Source organism: Actibacterium sp. EMB200-NS6, assembly GCF_001305615.1.
Lineage (GTDB): Bacteria > Pseudomonadota > Alphaproteobacteria > Rhodobacterales > Rhodobacteraceae > Actibacterium_A > Actibacterium_A naphthalenivorans.
In genome coordinates, this window is record NZ_CP010869.1 from 3379593 (window position 1) to 3402557 (window position 22965).

23 protein-coding genes are annotated in these 22965 nt (G+C 61.4%); 20 read left to right on the forward strand and 3 right to left on the reverse strand.

Annotation, left to right across the window (positions count from 1 at the left end; translation table 11 throughout):
- Positions 1-156: 156 nt before the first annotated feature.
- From TQ29_RS16400 to TQ29_RS16435, 8 genes are read left to right on the forward strand one after another with little or no spacing between them, the layout of a single operon-like run.
- Entirely contained in the window at positions 157-1023 is an 867-nt protein-coding gene (locus TQ29_RS16400) for a fumarylacetoacetate hydrolase family protein (protein WP_054540052.1), read from the forward strand.
- Positions 1024-1051: 28 nt separating this feature from the next.
- A complete protein-coding gene (locus TQ29_RS16405; RefSeq protein ID WP_054540053.1) occupies positions 1052-2293 on the forward strand; it encodes a 3-hydroxybenzoate 6-monooxygenase in 1242 nt (413 codons plus the stop codon).
- Positions 2294-2344: 51 nt separating this feature from the next.
- Entirely contained in the window at positions 2345-3364 is a 1020-nt protein-coding gene (locus tag TQ29_RS16410; protein ID WP_054540054.1) for a TRAP transporter substrate-binding protein, read from the forward strand.
- Positions 3361-3876: a TRAP transporter small permease gene (locus TQ29_RS16415; RefSeq protein WP_082386694.1), complete on the forward strand. Its 516-nt coding sequence runs from the start codon at positions 3361-3363 to the stop codon at positions 3874-3876. The genes TQ29_RS16410 and TQ29_RS16415 overlap by 4 nt, the downstream gene beginning before the upstream one ends.
- Entirely contained in the window at positions 3873-5162 is a 1290-nt protein-coding gene (locus TQ29_RS16420) for a TRAP transporter large permease (protein ID WP_054540056.1), read from the forward strand. Before TQ29_RS16415 ends, TQ29_RS16420 begins: the two co-directional genes overlap by 4 nt.
- A gap of 45 nt (positions 5163-5207) precedes the next feature.
- A complete protein-coding gene (locus TQ29_RS16425; RefSeq protein ID WP_054540057.1) occupies positions 5208-6257 on the forward strand; it encodes an aromatic ring-hydroxylating dioxygenase subunit alpha in 1050 nt (349 codons plus the stop codon).
- 42 nt (positions 6258-6299) lie between these two features.
- Positions 6300-7289, forward strand: a complete 990-nt coding sequence (locus TQ29_RS16430; RefSeq protein WP_054540058.1) for a PDR/VanB family oxidoreductase — start codon at positions 6300-6302, stop codon at positions 7287-7289.
- Positions 7290-7319: 30 nt separating this feature from the next.
- Complete coding sequence (locus TQ29_RS16435; protein WP_054540059.1) at positions 7320-8366, forward strand: cupin domain-containing protein; 1047 nt, start codon at positions 7320-7322, stop codon at positions 8364-8366.
- A gap of 112 nt (positions 8367-8478) precedes the next feature.
- On the opposite strand, the gene TQ29_RS16440 is transcribed toward TQ29_RS16435, so the two are convergent.
- Positions 8479-9978, reverse strand: coding sequence for an aldehyde dehydrogenase family protein (locus TQ29_RS16440; protein ID WP_054540060.1), 1500 nt, complete (start codon positions 9976-9978; stop codon positions 8479-8481).
- Positions 9979-10287: 309 nt separating this feature from the next.
- Here TQ29_RS16440 and TQ29_RS16445 point away from each other — a divergent pair, with 309 nt between their 5' ends.
- The 12 genes from TQ29_RS16445 (at position 10288) to TQ29_RS16495 (ending at position 20980) form a co-directional block, all read left to right on the forward strand.
- Positions 10288-11175: a helix-turn-helix domain-containing protein gene (locus TQ29_RS16445; RefSeq protein WP_054540061.1), complete on the forward strand. Its 888-nt coding sequence runs from the start codon at positions 10288-10290 to the stop codon at positions 11173-11175.
- Between the two features lie 225 nt (positions 11176-11400).
- Positions 11401-12549, forward strand: a complete 1149-nt coding sequence (locus tag TQ29_RS16450) for a muconate cycloisomerase family protein (protein WP_082386695.1) — start codon at positions 11401-11403, stop codon at positions 12547-12549.
- Positions 12550-12628: 79 nt separating this feature from the next.
- Complete coding sequence (locus TQ29_RS21245) at positions 12629-12886, forward strand: hypothetical protein (protein ID WP_304439076.1); 258 nt, start codon at positions 12629-12631, stop codon at positions 12884-12886.
- A gap of 12 nt (positions 12887-12898) precedes the next feature.
- Positions 12899-14011: an SRPBCC family protein gene (locus tag TQ29_RS16455; RefSeq protein ID WP_304439078.1), complete on the forward strand. Its 1113-nt coding sequence runs from the start codon at positions 12899-12901 to the stop codon at positions 14009-14011.
- Positions 14012-14016: 5 nt separating this feature from the next.
- The gene (gene benB / locus TQ29_RS16460) at positions 14017-14541 is read left to right on the forward strand and encodes a benzoate 1,2-dioxygenase small subunit (RefSeq protein ID WP_207642720.1); all 525 of its coding nucleotides are present in this window, start codon (positions 14017-14019) and stop codon (positions 14539-14541) included.
- 54 nt (positions 14542-14595) lie between these two features.
- Positions 14596-15615, forward strand: a complete 1020-nt coding sequence (gene benC / locus TQ29_RS16465; protein WP_054540063.1) for a benzoate 1,2-dioxygenase electron transfer component BenC — start codon at positions 14596-14598, stop codon at positions 15613-15615.
- Positions 15615-16391: a benzoate diol dehydrogenase BenD gene (gene benD, locus TQ29_RS16470; RefSeq protein WP_054540064.1), complete on the forward strand. Its 777-nt coding sequence runs from the start codon at positions 15615-15617 to the stop codon at positions 16389-16391. The genes benC and benD overlap by 1 nt, the downstream gene beginning before the upstream one ends.
- Before the next feature lie 53 nt (positions 16392-16444).
- Positions 16445-17611 carry an ABC transporter substrate-binding protein gene (locus TQ29_RS16475; protein ID WP_054540065.1) on the forward strand — a complete coding sequence of 389 codons (1167 nt, stop codon included), beginning with the start codon at positions 16445-16447 and terminating at the stop codon, positions 17609-17611.
- A 55-nt stretch (positions 17612-17666) separates the two neighbouring features.
- Positions 17667-18536: a branched-chain amino acid ABC transporter permease gene (locus tag TQ29_RS16480; protein ID WP_054540066.1), complete on the forward strand. Its 870-nt coding sequence runs from the start codon at positions 17667-17669 to the stop codon at positions 18534-18536.
- A 3-nt stretch (positions 18537-18539) separates the two neighbouring features.
- The gene (locus tag TQ29_RS16485; protein WP_054540067.1) at positions 18540-19541 is read left to right on the forward strand and encodes a branched-chain amino acid ABC transporter permease; all 1002 of its coding nucleotides are present in this window, start codon (positions 18540-18542) and stop codon (positions 19539-19541) included.
- Positions 19534-20277 (forward strand): ABC transporter ATP-binding protein, encoded by a 744-nt coding sequence (locus tag TQ29_RS16490; protein ID WP_054540068.1) that lies wholly within the window; start codon positions 19534-19536, stop codon positions 20275-20277. Before TQ29_RS16485 ends, TQ29_RS16490 begins: the two co-directional genes overlap by 8 nt.
- Positions 20270-20980 carry an ABC transporter ATP-binding protein gene (locus tag TQ29_RS16495; RefSeq protein ID WP_054540069.1) on the forward strand — a complete coding sequence of 237 codons (711 nt, stop codon included), beginning with the start codon at positions 20270-20272 and terminating at the stop codon, positions 20978-20980. The genes TQ29_RS16490 and TQ29_RS16495 overlap by 8 nt, the downstream gene beginning before the upstream one ends.
- A 9-nt stretch (positions 20981-20989) precedes the next feature.
- Here the strand turns inward: TQ29_RS16495 and TQ29_RS16500 are convergent, their stop codons facing one another.
- Positions 20990-21880, reverse strand: coding sequence for a LysR family transcriptional regulator (locus TQ29_RS16500; RefSeq protein ID WP_054540070.1), 891 nt, complete (start codon positions 21878-21880; stop codon positions 20990-20992).
- A gap of 155 nt (positions 21881-22035) precedes the next feature.
- Entirely contained in the window at positions 22036-22911 is an 876-nt protein-coding gene (locus TQ29_RS16505; RefSeq protein WP_054540071.1) for a dioxygenase, read from the reverse strand.
- Between the last annotated feature and the right edge of the window lie 54 nt (positions 22912-22965).

Consider the following 22965-nt stretch of genomic DNA (forward strand, 5'->3'; position numbering starts at 1 on the left):
TATCTGATTTTCGCAATTGTCTACACCAGCGCGCGCCCCTTTGCCAAGAAACAGCGCATTGAAACATCAGACCGACAGCATTCTGTCGCTTTACAAGCGTCGAATTGACAGTATGCTGTCGAATACGCGCAGCAAGAAACTCTCCGGGAGGAAACTATGAAGATTTGCCGTTTTGGCGAAAACCGTTTTGGCGTGGTCACGGCTGATGGCGTCGTGGATGTAACCGAGGTGTTCGCAGCGCTGCCTGCATCGGGATACCCCTTTCCGCGTCACGATGTGATGATCGCCGCGCTGCCCGACCTGTTGCCCAAGCTGGCAAAGTTCGTCGAGGGCGCTGATGTGATCCCGCTGGATCAGATCAAGCTGGACTTGCCAGTTGCCAACCCCGGCAAGCTTGTGGCCGCCCCGGTGAACTATGCCAAGCATCTGCAAGAGGTGCGCGATCAGGCCGAGCTGAACCATGCGAACGAGGCGCATATGCGCCAGATCAAAGATATCGGTCTGTTCCTCAAGGCCAACAGCTCGCTGATCGGGCCCGGCAAGGCGGTTGAGATTTCCCGCCCGGATCGCCGCAACGATCACGAGATCGAGCTGGCCGTGGTGATCGGCAAGACCGGCAAGAACATCAGTGCCGCCGACGCGCTGGACTATGTCGCGGCCTATACGATCGGTCTGGACATGACCGTGCGCGGCCCCGAGGATCGCAGCTTTCGCAAATCGCTGGATACCTATTCGGTGCTCGGCCCCTGGCTGGTCACGGCCGACGAGATCCCCGATCCCGCGACGCTTGGCTTTGAACTGACGGTCAACGGCGAGACCCGGCAGAAAGCCCACACCAGCGATCTGGTGCTCAGCGTACCCGAGCTGATCGAATACGCCTCGAGCTTTTACACGCTGCACCCGGGCGATGTGATTTTCACCGGCACACCCGAAGGCGTGGGCCAGGTGCACGCGGGCGACACCATGCACGCGCAAATCGATCAAATTGGCGAATTGACCGTCGAAGTGACAGGGGTCGCCTAAGCGAGAGCCGGCCCGGAGGAGCAAGAAAATGAGTGAACAGATTTCAACAGAAATTGTCATTATTGGCGGGGGGATCGGCGGTCTTGCGGCGGCCTATGCCCTGGCGCAGATCGGCAAATCGGTCTGTGTGCTGGAACAGGCGCCGGAATTTGCCGAAATCGGAGCGGGCATCCAGCTTGGGCCGAACAGCTATAAAATGTTTCAGCGACTGGGGATTGTCGATGACGTCAACGCCATCTCGGCCTTTCCCGACGATCTGCGGATGCGCGACAGCATCACCGGCGAATTCATCGCCCAGATCCCGGCCGCAGAGGATTTTCGCAAACGGTTCGGCTTCCCTTATGCGGTGATCCACCGTGCCGATCTGCACAAGACCTTTCTGAACAAATGCCTCGCATCGGCGAATGTCGATCTTCGGGTCAATTCGAAAATGACCGGGATCACGGAAACCGAAACCGGCGTGCGTGTCACGACCGAAGCCGGGCTGGTGATCGACGCCGACGCGCTGATCGGGGCCGATGGCATCTGGTCGAAAACCCGCGAGTTGATCGCCAACGACGGGCCGCCGCGCGTGTCGGGCCATATCGCCTATCGCGCGGTTCTGCCGACCGAGGACGTGCCCGAAGAGCTGCGCACCAATTCCATGTGCCTATGGGCCGGGGAAAAGGCGCACCTGGTGCAATATCCGCTGCGCGGCGGGGAATTGTATAACCTTGTCGCGGTGTTCCATTCGGACCGTTTTTCCGAAGGCTGGAACGATTTCGGCGATCCCGAAGAGCTGAAACTGCGCTTTGCCGACAAATGCCCCGAAGTGCGCACCCTGCTGGACAAGATCGAAAACTGGCGCATGTGGGTGCTCAACGACCGCGATCCGATCCGCGAGTGGGTCAAGGGACCGATGGCGCTTCTGGGCGATGCGGCGCATCCGATGCTGCAATACCTGGCGCAGGGGGCCAATATGGCCATTGAGGACGCCGTCTGTCTGGCCGACATGCTGGTCAATGAGAATGGCAATTACGAAGCCGCTTTCCTGCGGTATCGCGACGCGCGCTATCTGCGCACGACACGGGTTCAGATGACCGCGCGCCTCTATGGCGAGGTCTATCACGCCAGTGGCGCAACGCGCGACATGCGCAACGCTGAAATCAGCTCTTGGCCGATTGAAAAACACTATCTGGGAATGAGCTGGATCTATGACATCTCGCCTACGTGGCGTGATGACGGGTCGGTGGAAGCGATAGGGGAGAATATCGCGACCGCCGCGCAATAAAACGACGCATAGGCACATATCATAACGTCGCTATCAGGGAGGAGAACGGCAATGAAACGACGCGGATTTTTGCTTGGTTTCGCGCTGGCTGCCATGAGCGCAGGGGCCAGCTTTGCCCAGGAGGTGACCATTCGCTACAGCGAGTGGTTGCCGCCCACCTATTTCATCAACGAACGGGTGCTGTACCCGTATTTCGAGGAGATCGAAAAAGTGACCGAAGGCCGCGTGGTGGTCGAGGTTTCTGCTGGTCCGCTTGGACCGCCCCCACGCAACTATCAGATGGCAATGGATGGAATCGCGGATATGACCTGGGGGGTGCATGGGTTCACCCCCGGGACCTTCCCGCTGAGCGAAATGGTCGAACTGCCGTTTCATTCCACCGATGCCGCCAGCAATTCGGTCGCCTATTGGCGGGTTTTCAAAGACATTCTTGAACCCGCCAATATGCACCCCGGCGTTCATACCCTGGCGGTGCACACCCAGCCGCCGGGCCAGATGTTCAACAGTGTCCGGCCCATCAAAGACCCCAAAGATTTTGTCGGCTTGAAAATCAGATCGACCAATAGCTCCGTGGCGAGCGCCTTGGAAAATCTCGGGGCCACTCCGATCGGCATTCCAGTGACCGAAATGCGCGAAGCTCTTGAAAAGGGCATCGTGGACGGGGTCTCGCTGTCCAACGATGCGATTTACAATTTTCGGGTGTCAGAATTCGTGAAATACGAAATGGCCATTCCCGGGGGGCTTTATAACGCCAGCATGTTCCTGGTGATGAACCTGGCGACCTGGAACAAGATTTCGCCCGAAGATCAGGCCGCCATCTCGGCCATCTCAGGCGAAGCATTGGCGCGCAAGATGGGCGAGGTCTGGCAAGCCGAACACGATGCCTCGGTCCCCAAATCCATCGCCGACGGGATTGCCATCTCCGTGCCGGACGGGGCCTTGCTCGACTTTATCCATGGCGCGCTTGATCCGTTTGAGGACGCCTGGCTGGCCAAAGCCAAGGCCGCCGGAATTGACGGGGCCCAAGCCCTGGAAGCCTACCGCGCGGCATCGGTGTCGGACAAGCCATGACCATGACACAGATCTTTCCGAAAGCCGTCCGGTCCCTTGAAGGGGCCGGGCGCATCACCGCAAGTGTTTTGATGGCCATGCTGGTGGTCATCACCTTTGTCGATGTCGTCGGACTCCAGTTCGGCCACCCGATTGCCTTTGCCTTCGAATTCACCAAGGTCTGCGTGGGCGCGATGTTCTACGTCGGATTGCCACTGGTCACGTTGCGCCGCGAACATATCTGCGTGGATCTCGTGCCAATCTCGCCGGGATCGAAACTCGGGATCGGTGTCACGGCGGCTGTCGATCTGCTCTCGGCCGGGCTGATTGCCCTGGTCGCCAAACAGCTTTGGGCACAGGCGCAGACGCTGGAGATGTTCAACACGGTGATGATGTTCACCCGCTGGCCGATTGCGCCGATGGTACGCGTCATGGCGGTTTTGGCGGCACTCACGGCCATGATCTGTCTGGTTCAGGGGCTTTCGCGCGTCTTTCCCACGCGCCATCCCCGCTCAACGGGGGGCAACACATGATCGTTCTCATTGGGTTTATCTGTCTCTTTGCCCTGCTGTTGATCCGGGTGCCGATCGGCTTTGCGCTTGGTCTTGTCGGCGCGACGGGGTTCGGGTGGATCGTCGGCCTTTCACCCGCGTTGAAAAGCATCGGCACCGTCGCCTCAGACACGGTGATGAGCTATGATTTCGCCGTCATCCCGATGTTCATCCTGATGGGCAATCTCATTGCGCGCTCCGGCATCTCCGATGATCTCTACGCCGCCTCGCAGACTTGGTTCGGCGGGATGCGCCGCGGGCTTGCCATCGCCACGATTGCCTCCTGCGGCGGGTTCAGCGCGGTCTGTGGGTCAAGCCTTGCAACGGCGGCCACCATGGCGCGTGTCGCCGTGCCGCCGATGCGATCCTACCAGTATTCCGATGCCGTGGCGGCGGGATCGGTGGCGGCAGGGGGCACACTTGGCATCCTCATTCCACCCAGCATCGCGCTCGTGCTCTACGGGATCATGACCGAAAGCGACATCGGCGCGTTGTTTGCCGCCGGGGTGTTGCCCGGCCTGTTGGGAATCGTGCTCTACATGGCGGCGATCTCGGTCTGGGTACGTTTTAACCCCTCCATCGGCCCGGCGGCACAACGTGCCAGCTTTGCGGACAAACTGGCCTCGCTTCAGGGCATCATCGGTATCCTGTTGCTGTTCACCCTGGTGATGGGCGGGCTGTATCTTGGGCTGTTCACCCCGACAGAAGCCGCAGGGATCGGCTCTGCCGGAGCCCTGGTGATCGCCCTCGCCCGTGGGCGGATGAATGTCCGTAAGCTGCTGGATACGCTCTACGATTCCGCACGCACCTCGGTCGCACTTCTGACCATTCTGATCGGCGCGATCCTGTTTGCCAACTTCATGAACGTGGCGCGCCTGCCACAGGATCTGGGCGCCTGGGTGATGGATATGAACCTGTCGCCGATGATGGTGATCAGCATGATCGTTCTGATCTACGTGGTTCTGGGATGTTTCCTTGAATCGATCTCGATGATGCTTCTGACCGTGCCGATCTTTTACCCGATCGTCGCCTCGCTTGGCTTCGATCTGGTGTGGTTCGGGATCGTGGTCATCGTCGTGATCGAAATCTCGATGATCACGCCGCCGGTGGGCATGAACATCTTTGTTCTGCGCAGCGTGTTGCCGGACATTCCCACCGCGACGATCTTTCGCGGCGTCTTGCCGTTTATCGCGGCGGATGTGATCCGCGCCGCGCTTTTGATCGCCTTTCCGATCATCGCACTATGGCTGCCAAATCTGATGCACTAGCGCCCGAAGAGGAGAGCGGGCGCCCAACCCTAGGGAGGAGAGAAAATGACCCAAAGAAGTTTTCCGCTGAACGCCTGGTATGTCGCGGCATGGAACTATGAGGTGAAAAAGGGCGCAATGCTCGCGCGTACGATCTGTGAAAAACCATTGGTGTTCTATCGCAAGGCCGATGGCACCGCCGTGGTGATGGATGATGCCTGCTGGCACCGGCTTGCCCCCCTGTCCAAAGGGCGGCTTGCGGGCGATAACGTGGTGTGCCCCTATCACGGGTTGGTCTATGAACCCGGCGGGCGCTGTGTGCATATGCCCTCGCAGGAGACCATCAACCCGTCTGCGGCGGTGCGGACATACCCGCTGGTCGAGCGCCACCGCTATCTTTGGATCTGGATGGGCGATCCGGCGCTGGCCGATGTGGATCTGGTGCCCGATCTGCACTGGAACGACGATCCGGAGTGGACCGGCGACGGCACTTTGATCGAGCTGAAGGCGAATTACCTGCTGGGCATCGACAACCTGATGGACCTGACGCACGAGACCTTCGTGCATGACGGTTCCATCGGCAATGATGCGGTGGCCGAGGCGCCGTTCAGCGTGACCCATGGTGAACGGTCGGCCCGGGTGACGCGCTGGATCCTGAACCAGGACCCGCCGCCTTTCTGGGGCGCGCAGCTTGGGGTGCCGGGGCCGGTGGACCGCTGGCAGATCATCAATTTTCTGGCGCCCAGCAGTGTGGCGCTGGATGTCGGGGTGGCCGTGGCCGGCACCGGTGCGCCCGGAGGCAATCGGTCGCAGGGGGTGAATGGCTATATCGTCAACTCAATCACCCCCGCGACGGAGACCACGTCGCATTACTTCTGGTCCGCCAACCGCAATTTCAAGCTGGGCGATATGAGCCTGACCACGGCGTGGCGCAATGCCGTGGCCGGGATTTTCAAACAGGACGAAGACATTCTCGAACTGCAACAGGAGGCCATCGCCCGCAATCCCGACAAGGAGTTCTATGACCTCAACATCGATGCGGGCGGCATGTGGGCGCGGCGCAAGGTGAGCGAGATGATCGACGCGGAAACGGCGGGTCTGCGCCGTGTCGGCTAAGCCCATAGGGGGAAGGGCCCCAAGCGCGGAAAGGAGTGAAACATGCAAGCGACACAGCTGAACACCACCGCCACCGTGGTCGAAACGCGTGAGATCGCAAAGGGCATCCGCTTGCTGCGCTTTGCGATCGCCGGAGACCCGATTTCGGTCGAGGCGGGCGCGCATGTGACCTTTGCCCTGCCCCATGACGGGCAGTTGATCCACCGGTCCTATTCCGTGGTCGATGACGGGCAGGGGCCTGACATGTTGACGGTCGCGGTGAAACTGGAACCCGCCAGCAAGGGTGGTTCCGCCGCCATGTGGCGCCTTTCGGTGGGGGATCAAATCCAGCTTACGGGCAACGACAACTCCATGCCCGTGAGCTACGGCGCACAGACATATGTCGTGGTGGCGGGCGGGATCGGCATCACGCCGATGACCGGGGTGGCCCGAACACTGCGCAAAACCGGCAAGTCGGTCACGATGCACTATTGTGCCCGCGCGCCGGAGGAGGCCGCCTTTGTCGATCTGATGCAGGACCTGTTGGGCGATGACCTGACACTGCATTACGCCAGCGCGGGGGCGACGCTCGATACCAAGGCACTGGTCGCGGCTTTGGACAGGGCGACCATCCTCTACATGTGTGGCCCGATGGGCCTGACCGAGGCGATCAAATCCGCCTGGGCCGAACACGGGTTGCCGCCGCAGAACCTGCGCTATGAGACCTTTGGCAACTCGGGCACCCGGCCCACGCGGCCGTTCACCGTGCATGTCGAGGAAAGCGACCGCACCGTCGAAGTGGGGGAGGGTCAGACCCTGCTCGATGCGCTGCTGGAGAGCGGACACCAAGTGCTCAGCGATTGCCGCAAAGGCGAATGCGGGCTGTGCAAGGTCGTGGTGCACGCGGCGGATGCCGAGATCGACCACCGCGATGTGTTTCTCAGCGACCGGGAACGCGCGGCGGCCGACTGTCTTTGCAGCTGCGTGTCGCGGCTTCCCGGCGGGCACATGTCCATCCGGATCGACGGTATTCCCCATGGCCGATCCGATTAACATCACAAGACACAAAAAAGGAGCAAACCAATGACAACGGCAGAATTTCCAAAAGACCGTCAGGCGTTTTATGACAAGCTGACCCCCGGTTCGCTGGCCCCTTTGTGGGAGCGCCTGAAAGGGCTGGTGCCGCCAGAGCCGCGCAACAAGACTCGGCCCTATGTCTGGCCCTACACCGAGGTGCGGCCTCTGTTGCTGGAGGCGGGCGATCTTCTGACCGCCGAAGAAGCCGAGCGCCGCGTGTTGGTGTTCGAAAACCCCGCCTTCGAGGGCACATCCCGGATCAACTCGACGCTTTATGCGGGGATGCAGCTGATCCTGCCCGGCGAAACCGCCCCGGCGCATAAACACGCCGCCGGTGCGTTGCGTTTCGTGCTGGAAAGCAACGGCGGCTATACCACCGTGGATGGCGAGCGCAGCGAAATGCATCGTGGTGACGTGGTGATCACGCCGGGCGGCACCTTCCACGACCACGGCCATGACGGCGAAGGCCCCGTCATCTGGGTCGATGCGCTGGACGTGCCGCTGGTGAACTTCTTTGAGTGCGGGTTCTCCGAAGAACTGCCCGACGCGCAGCAGGAAATCACCAAGAAGAATGGCCATTCGACGGCGGAATTCGGTTCGGGCATGTTGCCGATGGACCCGATTTCACCGTTCGGCGCCAACTCGCCGGTGTTTGCCTACCCCTATGATCGCGCGCGCAATGCGCTGTTCGCGCTCAAGGAGTCGGTGCGTCCCGACCCTTATTTCGGCTATGCGCTGCGCTATGCCAACCCGCTGGACGGCGGTTGGGTGATGCCGATGATCGCGGCCTGGCTGGCCTACCTTCCCGAAGGCTTCTCGACCGCGCCCTACCGAGCCACCGACAATCAGGCGATGGTGGTGTCCGAAGGGCATGTCAGCATCGAGATCAATGGCGAGACCTTCGATCTCGGGCCGAATGACGTGATCGCGCTGCCGGGCTGGACCTGGCGCACGATGCGTGCCAGCGACGATGCGGTCATGTTCTTCTTCTCCGATCGCAGCGCGCAGGAAAAGCTGGGCCTGTGGAAGGAAGAGCGCGGCAACGCGGGCTGATCCGATCGGGCAAGGGGGCGGTTCTGGCCGCCCTTTCACGCCCGGCCTGAAACAAAAAGACCCGGACGATCCAGTGATCGTCCGGGTCTTTTCATGCCGTGGAGCGGTGGCTTTAGAACGGCAATTGATGCGGTACGCGCTGGGTCGAGATCCAGCGCTGCTTGGTGAAGGCCTGAATGGCGCCTTTCGGCCCCCATTTGCCGCCGCCACCCGACGCGCCGAACCCGCTGAACGGGCAGTGGGGTTCGTCATGCACGGTGGAATCGTTCACATGCACCATGCCCGCGTTGATCCGTTCCGCGATCATTTCGCCCATGGCGATGTCAGAGGTCACGACCGAGGCCGACAGCCCGTAAGGCGTGTCATTGGCCATGTCGATGGCGTCCTGCACCGATTCCGCACGCACCACGATGGTGGCCGGGCCAAAGATTTCCTCGTTCCAGACGCGCATTTCGGGGGTGACATCCGTCAGGATCGTCGCCTCGAAGAACGGGGCCTGAGCCGCGCCGCCGCTTTGCACCTTGGCGCCTTGTTCCTGGGCTTCGGCGATCAGGGCCGTGATGCGCTGCAACTGGCGGTCGTTGATGATCGGACCGATGACGCAGGTTTGTTCCTGCGGATTGGTCGGCACGAAGTTTTTAGTCTTGGCGACGAACTTCTCAAGGAAGGCGTCATAGATCTTGTCCGCGACGATGATCTTGTCGGCGGACATGCAGATCTGACCCTGGTGCATGAAGGCGCCGAAAAACGCGAGATCCACAGCCCGGTCGAGATCCGCGTCTTCCAGCACGAGGATCGGGTTCTTGCCACCCAGTTCCAGCATGATCGGTTTGAACGCCTGCGCACAGGCGGTGTTGAGGATCTTGCCCACGTGGGTCGAGCCGGTAAAGCTCAGCACATTGACGCGCTTGTCATTGACAAAGCTGTCGCCGACCATGGCCGCGCCGTCGCGCCCGGTGGTCACGACGTTGAAAACCCCCGCCGGGAAGCCCGCGTCCGCGAACAGCTCGGCCATCATCAGACCGCCGGAGACCGGCGAATCCTCGGAGGGTTTCAGGATCGCCGTATTGCCCAATGCCAGGGCATAGACGAACCCGCGCAGCGACAGGTACAGCGGGAAGTTCCAGGGCGAGATCACGCCCACAACGCCCGCAGGCGCGCGCACGGCGCGGTTGACCTTGCCGGGCACTTGCGACGGCAGGATTTCCCCGATTTCACGCGTGGTCAGACCTGCCGCTTCGCGCAGGGCCAGCGGCACCAGCGAACATTCGAACATGGCCTTGCCAAAGCCGGAGCCGGTCTCGGCGATCAGGACCTGTACGAACTGTTCCTGACGCTCAGTGAACAATTCGGCGGCCTTGTAAAAGAACGAGGCGCGCGCCGCGGGCGGCAGGGCCGCCCATGCGGGCTGGGCGGCTTTCGCGGCCGCAATCGCTGCGTCGACATCAGCCTGGGACGCATCCGCGCATTGCGCGAACAGATCCCCGGTGGTCGGGTTGTGATCGTCAAAGGTGGTATCGCCGGCCGCAGGCGTCCATTCGCCATTGATGAACAGCTTGCGCGCCTCGCTGGGTGCAGCGTTGTCTTTGCTGGTTTCTAGCCAATCAAACATAAAGTTCCCCCCATTTTTAGCATCAAGAGAGAATAAGTATCCCGCAGGGAAGAGGGTAGTCACAAGACTCTCAATTTCTTGTATGATATTTTCAAATTCCATCGCGGGCAGGTCGCGCTCGGGTGGTTTGTAGCCGTATCGTCGGGGCTGCTTCCAGTGGTTCGTGACGGGGGGTTACTGCCAGGCCCCGGGGCGCCGCCCTTTGTTTTTCGCGTACGCGCGTTATATTGTTGGCGGTTGATGCACCGCCTCATACCCCCTGTCCTGGTTGAGGTTGCGCATCACCCCGGACCGCCAAGGAGCGCCGTCATGGCCGCAGAAAAGCTTGTTGAATACCGAAGTGTACAGCATTCAGCCCAGAGCGAAGCCTCTGTCTATCTGACCACGGACACCGCGCATGTGGACCTTCGATTCGACAATCCCCTGATCTGTTGCATGCGGGCAGGACGCAAGATCATGCGCGTCAACGAGTCCGAGCCGTTCGATTTTCTGCCGGGCGAGACGCTGTTCGTCAACGCCTCGATGGCGATGAGCATCGTCTTTCCGGAGGCGGCGCCGGACCGGCCTGCGGAATGCATGGTCATCGAGTTTGACAGGGTCGAGCTTGACCGGATCGTCACGCGGATCAACGCCTCGCTTCGCGCCAAGGGTCATGAAGAGCGGATGGAACTTGACTGGTCGAATTTCGCGCATCTGCGCCAGGCCAGGGAAGTTCAGGCGCAAATGGACCGCATAATGCACCTTTATGAAACCGAAACCGGGGCGCTGCGCGAGGTTCTGATTGAATCCGCGCATTGCGAACTGGTGTTGCGTCTGTTGCAGGCCCAAGAAGCGGATCTTCTGAAAAAGCGTCGCAGAAACATGGCCGACACCGGCCTGAATGCCGTGGTCGAGGCCATCGTGCAACACCCCGAGGCACGCTTTACATCCGAAGAACTGGCCCGCGTTGCCCGCATGAGCGAGGCCAGCCTGTTCCGGCACTTCAAGGCCCGCTACGGCAAGACCCCGGCCAAATTCGCCACCGCGCACCGCATGTCACGCGCGCGCGAACTGCTGGCGGACCGGTCGATCAAGGATGTGGCGCATGCGCTGGGATTTACCGATGTCGGCCATTTTTCCCGCGTCTTCCACGAGACCATCGGCGAAACCCCAAGCGTGGTGCAGCGCCGCAACCGAAGCGGTCGCAAGCTTCATTGATCCCGTCTGCCGGCAATCGGCCGCCCCGCGCCCCCCCGGCGAAAAGCGTCCTCTTGCGGGCCTCGTGATCGGGCTTTCATGCGAGACCGGACAGATGGCCCCCGGCCTGAAGGTGCAGATGGCCCCCGGCCTGAAGGTATTGCCTGAGACCCATCCGGTATTGGACTAAACCTGGGCTCTTTGACACTTTCGCTGTGTGATAGACCTCAGAATTGGACCGGCGCCTTGACTACCATCGACCGCATTCAAGCAACGATCGCCGACATTCCCACCATCCGCGGGCATGTTCTTTCGATGACGACAATGATGTGCCAGTCCATCGTTCTGGTGAAGGTATTCTTTTCGGACGGCTCCGTTGGGCTGGGCGAAGGCACGACCATCGGCGGCATGACCTATTGCCCGGAAAGCCCCGAAAGCATCAAGCTGGCCATCGACGCCTATCTGGCCCCCGCCCTTGTGGGGCAGGATGCGGACAGGATCGCGGCGGCCTCGTTGCTGATGGCGAAGACGGTGCAGGGCAACACAATCGCGCGCTGCGCCATTGAAACCGCGCTTTGGGATGGCCTGGCAAGGCGCCTGAACGTGTCCGTGGCGCAGCTGTTCGGCGGCGCGGTGCACAGCAGCCTGCCCGTCGCCTGGACCCTTGCCAGCGGCAATTCGCAGACCGACGCCGAGGAAGCGTTGGAGATGCTGGAAATCCGGCGGCACAATGTCTTCAAGCTGAAGATCGGCAAGCGCGCGGTGCGTGACGATGTGGCCCATGTGGCGGGCATCAAGAAGGCGGTGGGTGACAGGGCCAGCATCCGGGTGGATGTCAATCAGGCCTGGGGCATCACCGACGCGCGCTGGGGTCTTGCCGGGCTTCAGGAGATCGGCGTCGATCTGGTCGAACAGCCGATCCCGCGCGGGTATACCGCCGCGCTCAAAGAGCTGACCTCTTCCTACGAGATTGCGGTGATGGCCGATGAATCGCTTCAGGGCCCCGAGGATGCGGCCCAGGTCGCGGCGCAGCGTTCGGCGGATGTCTTTGCCATCAAGATCGCACAATCCGGCGGGCTTGCGCCGGCGCGCGACGTGATCACCATCGCCCATACGGCAGGCATCGACACCTATGGCGGCACCATGCTTGAGGCCGGCGTCGGGACGGCCGCGGCGCTTCAGCTTTTTTCGACGATCCCGAAGATGCGTTGGGGCACCGAACTTTTCGGTCCGCTGTTGCTGCGCGACGAAATTCTGGCCGAGCCGCTTCAATACGGGGACTTCTCGGTCACAGTGCCCGCCGGACCCGGACTCGGAGTCGATCTTGATGAGGACAAGGTCGCTTTTTACAGCCGGGATCGGGCACGATCGGTGGCCCTGGCCGCGGGGAGCTAAGAACAAAACACCGATGTTTTGAGGAAAACAGCGCCGCCCTGCGGCACACTATGGCTTATGGCTTGCGAGGAGGAAAACCATGTTTACCCAGCCAGGACTTGATGAACTGAGCCGTCGTCTGGACGGTATGGTCGAAAAAGACCCGGAAAACGGCGTGTTCCGTGCCAAGCGCGACATGTTCAGCGATGAAGAGCTGTTCGAGCTTGAGATGAAGCATATTTTCGAAGGGAACTGGATCTATCTGGCGCATGAAAGCCAGATCCCCAACCCGAACGATTACTTCACCACCTATATGGGCCGTCAGCCGATCGTGATCACCCGCGACAAGACCGGCTAACTGCACGCGTTCATCAACGCCTGTAGCCACCGGGGCGCGATGCTCTGCCGGTTCAAGCGACAGAACAAATCCACCTTCACCTGCCCGTTCCACGGCTGGACCTTTGGCAACACCGGCAAGCTTTTGAAGGTCAAGGACCCCAAGGGCGCGGGCTATCCCGAGCAGTTCAACAAGGACGGCAGCCACGATCTGAAACGTGTGGCGCGGTTCGAAAGCTATCGCGGCTTCCTTTTCGGCAGCCTCAGCGAGGATGTGCAAAGCCTTACCGATTATCTGGGCGAAGCCACGAAGATGATCGACATGGTCTGCGACCAGTCCGACGACGGGCTTGAGGTTCTGCGCGGCTCGTCCAGCTATACCTATAATGGCAACTGGAAGCTTCAGGCCGAAAACGGCGCCGATGGCTATCACGTGTCGGCGGTGCACTGGAACTATGTGGCCACCACATCGCGTCGCGGCGAGGAAAAAGAAGACAACATCAAGGCGGTGGATGCCTCGAAATGGGCCAAGCAGAAGGGCGGGTATTACGCCTTTGAAAACGGCCATATCATGCTGTGGACGACCTGGGCCGACCCGACCAACCGCCCGCTTTACCCGCGCCGCGACGAATTGGTCGAACGGTTTGGCGAGGCCAAGGCGGATTGGATGATCGGCTATCTGCGCAACCTGTGTCTGTACCCGAACCTGTTCCTGATGGATCAGTTCAGCTCGCAGCTGCGCGTGTTCCGCCCGATCTCGGTCGACAAGACCGAAGTGACGATCTATTGCATCGCACCCAAAGGCGAAGACCAGGACGCGCGCACCAAGCGCATTCGCCAATACGAGGATTTCTTCAACGCCTCGGGCATGGCCACGCCGGACGATCTGGAAGAATTCCGCGCCTGCCAACTGGGCTATGAAGGTCGCGCCGCCGAATGGAACGACCTGAGCCGCGGGGCGACCCAATGGATCGACGGGCCGGACGAAGAGGCCAAATCCATCGGGCTCGCGCCGGTTTCCTCGGGCGCGCGCACCGAAGATGAGGGCCTGTTCGTCATTCAGCACAATCACTGGGTCGAACGCATGAACGACGCGATCGCGGAAGAGCGTGAAAACGTGGCGCCGATGCGCCTGGCGGGGGAGTAAGACAGATGCCGATGACAAACACTGCCGTTTCGGCCGCCGCCGCTTTGGATATCGACGAGATCCGCGCCTTTCTTTATGCCGAGGCGCGCGCGCTTGACGATCGCGACTGGGATACATGGCTGGCCTTCTATCACGAAGACGCGCCGTTCTGGATGCCCGCCTGGGATGATTTCGACACGCCGACCGAAGACCCGGCCAACGAAATGTCGCTGATCTATTATCAGGACAAATCGGGGATCGAGGACCGGGTGTTCCGCATCAAGACGGACCGCTCCTCGGCGACCAGCCTGCCCGAGCCGCGCACATCGCACAACATCAGCAATGTCGAAGTGGTGTCGCGCGACGGGACCGAAGTGAAGATCCGCTTCAACTGGTTCACGCTGAACTATCGCTACAACACCACCGATACGTATTTCGGCACCTCGTTCTACACGATCGATACCGCATCGGGACAGCCGCTGATCATGGATAAAAAGGTCTTGTTGAAAAACGACCTGATCCACCACGTGATCGACGTCTACCACATCTGATCCAAAATCTACGGGGACGGCGCGCCATCCGACTGGCGCGCCGAGGGAAGAGATATGAGCTATAAAATTGCACTGAACTTCGAAGACGGGGTCACCCGCATCATCGATTGCGACGAAGACGAACTGGTCACGGACGCCGCCTTTCGTCAGCGGATCAACGTGCCGATGGATTGCCGCGACGGGGTCTGCGGCACCTGCAAATGCTTCTGCGAGGAAGGTTCCTACGAGCTGGAATTCTACCACGAAGACGCGATGACCGAGGAAGAAGAAGCAGAAGGCTATGTTCTGACCTGCCAGATGACCCCGGAATCCGATTGCGTGATCCGGGTGCCGGCCTCGTCGCTGGCCTGCAAGACCGGCGCGGAAAAAGTGCCGGCCACGGTCACGGCGGTCGAAACCCTGTCGGACACGTCTTTCCGGCTTGAGGTCACCCCCGCCAAACAGGTTGCGTTCCTGCCGGGGCAATATGTGAACATCGAGGTTCCGGGCACCGGCCAGCATCGCTCCTATTCATTTTCCTCGCATCCCGATGCCGCCACGGGCAGCTTTCTGATCCGCAACCTGCCGGGCGGGATGATGAGCACCTATCTGGCCGAGCGCGCCAAAGCCGGTGACACGCTGGAGCTGACCGGGCCGATGGGCACCTTCTATCTGCGCCCCGCCGAACGCCCCCTGCTGTTTCTTGCGGGCGGCACCGGGCTTGCGCCGTTCCTGTCGATGCTGGAACTTCTGGCCGACAAGCCGACCGAACACCCGATCCGACTGTTCTATGCGGTGACACGCGACGCCGATCTGGTCGAACTGGACCGGATCACCGCGCTGGCGGCAAAAATGCCGAACCTGACCGTGGAAACCGTTGTGGCGGATGCCGACAGCGACCACGCCAAGAAGGGCTTTGTCACCGATCACCTGACGGCGGAGGATTTCAACGGCGGCGATGTCGATGTGTACCTGTGCGGCCCGCCCCCGATGGTGGATGCGGTGCGCGGCCATATGGCCGATCTGGGCGTGACCCCGGCGCATTTCCATTTCGAAAAGTTCAACCCCTCCGAAGCCGAAGCGGACGCCGCCTGATGGCCCGGTTCACCGACAAGATCGTCGTCGTCACCGGCGCGGCCCAGGGCATCGGCCGCCGCGTGGCCGAACGCGTCGCGGACGAAGGCGGCAAGCTGGCGCTGATCGACCGTTCGGATTTGGCCGATGAGGTCGCCGCCGGGATCCGCGCCAAAGGGGGCGAAGCGATCTTTATCGCCGCCGATCTGGAACAATGGGACGGCGCGCAAAAGGCAATGACCGAAGCGGTCGAGGCCTATGGCCGGATCGACATCCTGATCAACAACGTGGGCGGCACGATCTGGACCAAACCCTTTGAACATTACGCGCCCGAGGAAATTCAGGCCGAGGTCCAGCGCTCGCTGTTTCCGACGCTCTGGTGCTGCCGTGCGGCCCTGCCGACGATGCTGGAACGCGAAAGCGGCGTGATCGTCAACGTGTCCTCGATCGCCACCCGCAGCCTGAACCGTGTGCCCTATGCCGCGGCCAAGGGCGGGGTAAACGCGATCACCGCCTCGCTTGCGTGGGAAGTGGCCGAGCGCGGCGTGCGCGTCGTGGCCAGCGCACCGGGCGGGACCGAAGCCCCCGCGCGGGCGATCCCGCGCCATCCGGGCGAACAGGATGCGCAGGAACAGGCTTGGTATCAGCAGATCATCGACCAGACGGTCCAGTCCAGCCTGATGAAACGCTACGGCACACTGGATGAGCAGGCAGGCGCGATCCTGTTTCTGGCATCCGACGACGCCTCCTACATCACCGGCCTGACACTGCCGGTCGGAGGAGGCGATCTGGGATAACGACAACCGGGCCAGGGAGAGGCCCGGGCAATTCACAGGGAGGAGAAATCAACATGAAAACGACACTCAAGACGGCCCTGGCCGGGCTTGCCACCTGTCTGGCGTTCACGCCCGCACTGGCCGAAGACATCAAGGTCGGGCTTTTGCTGCCCTATTCGGGCGTCTATGCCAGCCTTGGCCAGGACATCGACGACGGGTTTGCGCTCGCGCTTGAAACCTATGGCGCCGAGACCGGCGCAACCTTTGACCTGATCCGCGAGGACACCGAGGTCAGCCCGCCGGTGGGCCTTGCCAAGACCCGCAAGCTGGTGCTGCAGGACAAGGTCGATGTCATGGCGGGCATCGTGTCTTCGGGCGTTCTGGGCGCGGTGCGCGACATGGTGCACGGCTCGAAGGTGCCGCTGATCGTGGCCAATGCGGGCAATGACGAGGCCACCGGCGAAAGCTGTAGCCCCTATGTCGTGCGCCTGTCCTTTTCGAATGGTCAGGTGAACCGCCCCATGGGCCAGTGGATGTTCGATCAGGGCATCACCAAGGTCTATACGCTGGCCCCCGACTATGCCGCAGGCCACCAGATGATCGACGCGTTCGCAGAGGCCTTTACCGCCGCGGGCGGCGAGATCGTCGGACAGGAATACACACCCTTCCGCAAGACACAGGATTTCGGCCCCTACCTGACCAAGGCACAGGCCAGCGGCGCCGAGGCCGTCTTTGTGTTCTATGCGGGCGGCGAAGCGATTTCCTTCGTCAAACAGTATGACAGCTTTGGGCTGAAAACCGATCTGCCGCTTTACGGGTCCGGGTTCCTGACCTCGTCGCTTTATGTGAATGCCCAGGGTCCGGCGGCCGAAGGCGTGATTACGGCGCTGCACTATGTGCCCACCATTGACTCGGTGGAGAACAAGGATTTCGTGGCCGCCTTCACCGAAAAGACCGGGCGCATCCCGTCGGAATACGCGGTTCACGGCTATGATTCCGCGCGCGCGCTGATCGAGGCCACCAAAACCGGCGCATCCGACCGCGAGACGATCGCCGCCGCCCTCGGCAAGGTCAGCTTTACCGGCCCGCGTGGTCCGCTCAGCATCGACCCCGCGACCAACAACCTGATCCAGCTGATCTATGTCTACGAGACCGTGGCCGGCGAAACCGGGCTGACCCAGAAGGTTCTGGCAACGCTTCCCGCGCAGCAGGACCCGGTCAACGGCTGCGTGCTGAAGTAGGGACACATCCGGCTGCCCGACCCTGGGCAGCCGGGCTTTTGGGGGGAATGAGAAAATGACCAGCGATCCGGGGTTTTGGATTTTGCAGGGGCTCAATGCCCTGCAGCTTTCCATGCTGTTGTTTCTGTTGTCGGTGGGGCTGACCGTGATTTTCGGCCTGATGCATTTCGTCAACCTCGCCCATGGCGCGCTCTATGCACTCGGGGCCTATGTGGCGGCAAGCGTTGCGGCGGCGGTCGGCTACTGGCCGGCCCTGATCGCGGCGCCGCTGGCGGTCGCTCTGGTCGGGGTCGTGCTGTATGGCGGCCTGATCAAGCGGATGCGCAAGGCGGGCCCGATGTCGCAGGTTCTGGTGACCTTCGGGCTGATCTTTGCCATGCTCGATCTGACGCGGATCATCTGGGGCGATTTCGCCCTTGGGATTGACGTGCCGCAGATCCTGTCGGGGCGCGCCGCGTTTCTGGGCATAGAATACCCGATCTACCGGCTGTTCATCATCGCGCTTGGGGGGCTGGCCTTTGTCGCGCTGACACTGGTTCTGTCGCGCACCCAGATCGGGGCAATGATCCGCGCCGGTGTGGACAATGACGAAATGGCGGCCTGTCTGGGGATCAACGTCGAAAAGCTGTTCTTCATCGTCTTTTGCGTGGGCTGCGGGCTTGCGGGGCTGGCCGGGGCGATTGCCGCGCCGCTTTTGTCGGTGACCCCGGATATGGGCCTGCAAATCCTGATCCCCACCCTGATCGTGATCGTGATCGGCGGGCTGGGCAGCCTGCAGGGCGCCATCGCCGGGTCGCTGATCTATGGGTTCGTGCAGACCTTCGGCGCGGTCCTCGCGCCACAGCTGGCCTCGGTTCTCATCTACGCGCTGCTGGCCGCCGTGCTGGTGATCAAACCGGCCGGGCTGTTCCCGGCGAAAGGATAAGCAATGTTCAGACACACACCTTTGCGGATCGCGACGCTTGTGCTGCTGGGCGCGGCGGCCATCCTTTACGGCCTGAACGCCGAATATTTCGGCCTTGAGATCCTGACCGAGATTGCGATCCTTGCCATTCTGGTGATCGCGCTGGACATGGTGGCCGGGTTCGGCGGCATGGTCTCGCTGTTTCACGGGGCGCTGATGGGGATCGGGGCCTATGGCTTTACCCTTCTGGCAACCAAGGCGGGGGTTGCGCCCCTGCCCGCGATGATCGGGGCCATGGCGCTTGGCGGGGTTGTCGGCTGGATCGTGGGCGCGATCTGCGCGCGGACCCATGGCATCTATTTCATCATGGCGACGCTGGCCTTTGGGCAGATGGCCTATTCCTATATCTTTGAATCGTCGTTTTTCGGCGGCGATGACGGGCTGTCGGGCGCGCCCCGGCTGGACCTGTCGGGGCTGGGCATCGACCTGAACGACTCGCGCGGGTTTGCGTTCTTCGCGCTGGCGCTGCTGCTGGCGGCCTATCTGGCGGCGGTGGCGATCCTGCGCTCGGGGCTGGGGCGCAGCGTCACCGGCATCCTGCACAGCGAACAGCGGATGCGCGCGCTGGGGCTGAACGTCTGGCGTGTCAAGGCGGCGATCTTTGGCCTTTCGGGCGTGCTGGCGGGGCTGGCCGGGACGCTGGCGGCACAACATATCATGTATGTCTCGCCCGGCCTTCTGGCCTGGACCGTCTCGGGCGAAGCGCTGGTCGTGGTGATCCTTGGTGGGCTGGGCACCCTTGTGGGCCCCGTCGTGGGCGCGGCGTTCTTTGTCCTGCTCAAGCACGAGGTTAGCGCCCACACCACCCACTGGCATCTGGTCGTCGGCGTGATCCTGATCGCCGTGGTGATGAGCCGCGCCAACGGGATCTTCGGCTGGCTCGAAGCCCGCGTCGCCCGCTGGCAGGGCCGCACCCATGCCGCAAAGACCGGCAATCTGGCACTGGAGGGCGACAGCGATGCTTGAGACCAGAAACCTCGATAAACGCTTTGGCGCCATCCATGTGACCCGCGATGTGTCGCTCAAGCTTGAAAAAGGTGAACGGCGAGTGATCCTTGGCCCCAACGGCGCGGGCAAGACCACGCTGTTCAACCAGCTTGTCGGTGAACTGAGCTCGGACAGCGGATCGATCCATCTGGACGGCGAGGATGTGACCGGGCTCAGCGTGGCCAAACGGGCGCGGCGCGGGCTGTCGCGCAGCTATCAGAAGAACACGCTGTTCGACGGGCTGACGATTGCCGAAAACCTGGGGCTGGCCGCATCGGTGGCCCAGGGCCACGCCACCTCTTTGCTGCGCGACAGCCTGTCCCGGTCCGAGGTGCGCGAAACCGTGGCCGAGGTGGCCGCGCAGGTGGATCTTGCGCCGGTTCTGGATGCGCTTGTCAGCGAAGTGTCTTACGGCATACGCCGCCAGCTTGAGGTGGGCGTGGCATTGGCCACCCGGCCCAAGGTGATCCTGATGGACGAACCCACCTCGGGGGTCGGCCCCGAGATGGCGCATGGGTTTCACAAGATGCTCAACGATCTGCCGCGCGATCTGACGCTGCTGATCATCGAGCATGACATGGATCTGGCCTTTGATGTCGCCGACACGATCACGGTGCTGAACTATGGCGAGGTGGTGTTTGACGGCCTTCCCGAAGCCGCGCGCAACAGTGCGATGTTGAAGGAAATCTATCTGGGGAGCTGGGAAGATGCTTGAAGTGCAATCTGTTGACTCCGGCTATGGCGAAACGCAGGTGCTTTATGGCCTGTCCTTTCAGGCCGAACCGGGGCGGGTGCTGGCGGTGCTGGGCCGCAATGGCGCGGGCAAAAGCACCACGCTGAAAACCATCATGGGGCTGCTGCCGTTGAACGGGGGCGATGTAAGCTTTGACGGGACGCCCCTGAACGATCTGCCCCCCTATGAGATCGCCAAGCTGGGCATCGCCTATGTGCCCGAAACGCGCGATATCTTTCCCTCGCTCAGCGTGCGCGAAAATCTCGAGCTGGCCTCCAAACGCTTCGCCGACGCGAACGGCAGCGGCGCGGCCTGGACGATTGACCGGGTGGTCGATCTGTTCCCCCGTCTGGCCGAGCGCATGTCGAACGGTGGCACCCAGCTTTCGGGCGGCGAGCAACAGATGCTGGCCATCGGGCGGGCGCTGCTGATGAACCCGCGTCTGCTGATCCTGGACGAACCCACCGAAGGTCTGGCGCCGATCATCGTCAAGTTGATCCACGACAAGCTGGCCGAGCTGAAAGCCGAGGGCCTGTCGATGGTTCTGGTCGAACAGAATTTCGGCTTCGCGACCAGCCTTGCCGATGACGTGGTCGTGGTCAGCAAGGGGCGCGTGGTCTGGCAGGGCGACGCGGCGGGCATCCGGGCGGATGAAGAGGCCCAGCACCGCTGGCTTGGGGTCTAGGGCCGTGCATCAGATCGTGCGGCGGGCCACCCGCTGCGCGATTGACACGAAATTGTGGACGTGAATGCCCTGTTCATCGACGCGGTAATTTAAAGACACTTCTGTTCGCCCCAAAGGCGGGCTGATGTCAAAATAGCGCAATCCGTTGCGTGTTGCGTTGCCGACGGATGCGGGCACGATACAGACGCCTTCACCCACCGTGACCAAGCTAAGCGCGGTTTGCAGATCCATCGTAAAAACCCGTTTTGGAATTTCCAGTGCCTGTTCCTTACAGCGATCCAGCACAAAATCGGCATAGCTGGGCCGGGGATATTCGGGATACAGAATGAAATTCTGGTCCGCGATCATCTTGAGATCAATGGTGGATTTCCCGGATGCCTCCAACGTGTCCGGCGCGGCAAGGATCAGGTCTTCCTCGCCCAGTTTTTTCGACAGGATTTCGGGATCTTTCAGCGCGGGGCGGGCAAAACCCACGTCGATTTCCCGGCGGATCAGGGTCTTTTGCAACTGCGCATTGTTCATCGGCAGAAGGCTGAGCGACACATCGGGATAATTGGCGCGAAAGGATTTGAGAATATTGGGCAGAATGCCAAAGGTCGAAGAGCCGACAAATCCGACGCGCAAACGCCCCTCTGCCCCCTGTCCGATGCGCCGGATTTCGCGTTTCACATCCTGCAATTCGCGCAGGATGAACCGGCCGCGTTCGTAAAGCCGCTCGCCCGCCTGGGTCAGGGTGATCGCATTGCGCCCGCGCACGAACAACAATGCGCCCAGTTCGTCCTCGGTCTGTTTGATCTGCCGGCTAAGCGGCGGTTGCGCGATGCCCAGACGTTCCGCCGCACGGCCAAAGTGAAGCTCTTCGGCCACCGCAATGAAATACTCCAACTGTTTGATATTCATTGACTGCGGGCCCCTGATGATACGCAGGGAACAAGCCCCTGCGACGGCACGGAAGTCAAACATTTCCTTGGCGCGCCGGGGCTTCCATTCCCCTTTGGTTTACGAAAAAGGACGCACAGACCCTGCGCGCCCTTCTGTCTGCATGTTCGAAAGGCTTATTCGGCCGCAACCGATTGTGCGGCTGCCTCTTCCTTGAGGACGAAGTCGAACTGCACATGCAGATCGGTGTCCAGATTGTCGCCTGCCTTCCTGAACTGACCAACCAGGCTTTCTTTCACGGCGAAAACCGAATCCTCGTCAAGATAGGTACTGTCCGCGTCGTAGATTTGCGACACGAGCGTTCCGAACCCGTCTTTCGACAAAATGAAATGCATGTGGCCGGGCCGGTTCGGATGGTGCCCCATATAGCGCAGCAGTTCGCCCGCGGTTTCATTATCCGGGATCGGATAGGGAACGGGCCGGATGGCACGGAACGCATAGTGCCCGTTTTCATCCGTCTCAAAACGGCCGCGCAGGTTGTAATCGGGCTGCTCGGGATCGTGGTTCTCGTACATTCCGTTGGGGGCATCTTCCCAGACGTCCATGATCACGCCGGCCAGCGGCTTGCCATTGGTGTCGGTCACGGTGCCTTCGAAATACACGGTCTCTTCGTCGTCAAAGTGCTTTTGCACGGTCGAGGCGCCCTTGGGCAGAACGGGCGGGTTTTCACGATAGAACGGGCCAAGCACCGTGGATTCGCTTTCGCCCGCATCGACCGGGTTGGTCAGCATGTCGACCAGAACCTCGACCCCCAGAATGTCACCCAGCAGGATGAATTCCTGACGCTTGTCATCGGTGATCTGACCGGCGCGGGTCAGGTAATCACAGGCCTGCAGAAATTCCGAGTGCTGCAGTTTCACGTCTTTGCAAAACCCGTGCAGATGTTTGATCAGGCTGGTCATGATCTCCCGCTGGCGCTCGGAGATTTCCCCATGCTGGCCCAAAGATGCGATAACGACGTCTGACACATTGTCGATGGTCACATTGCGCATTCGACTTCCTCCTCTAAGATGAAACGCTATGGTCACGTCCTGATTCACGCAAAA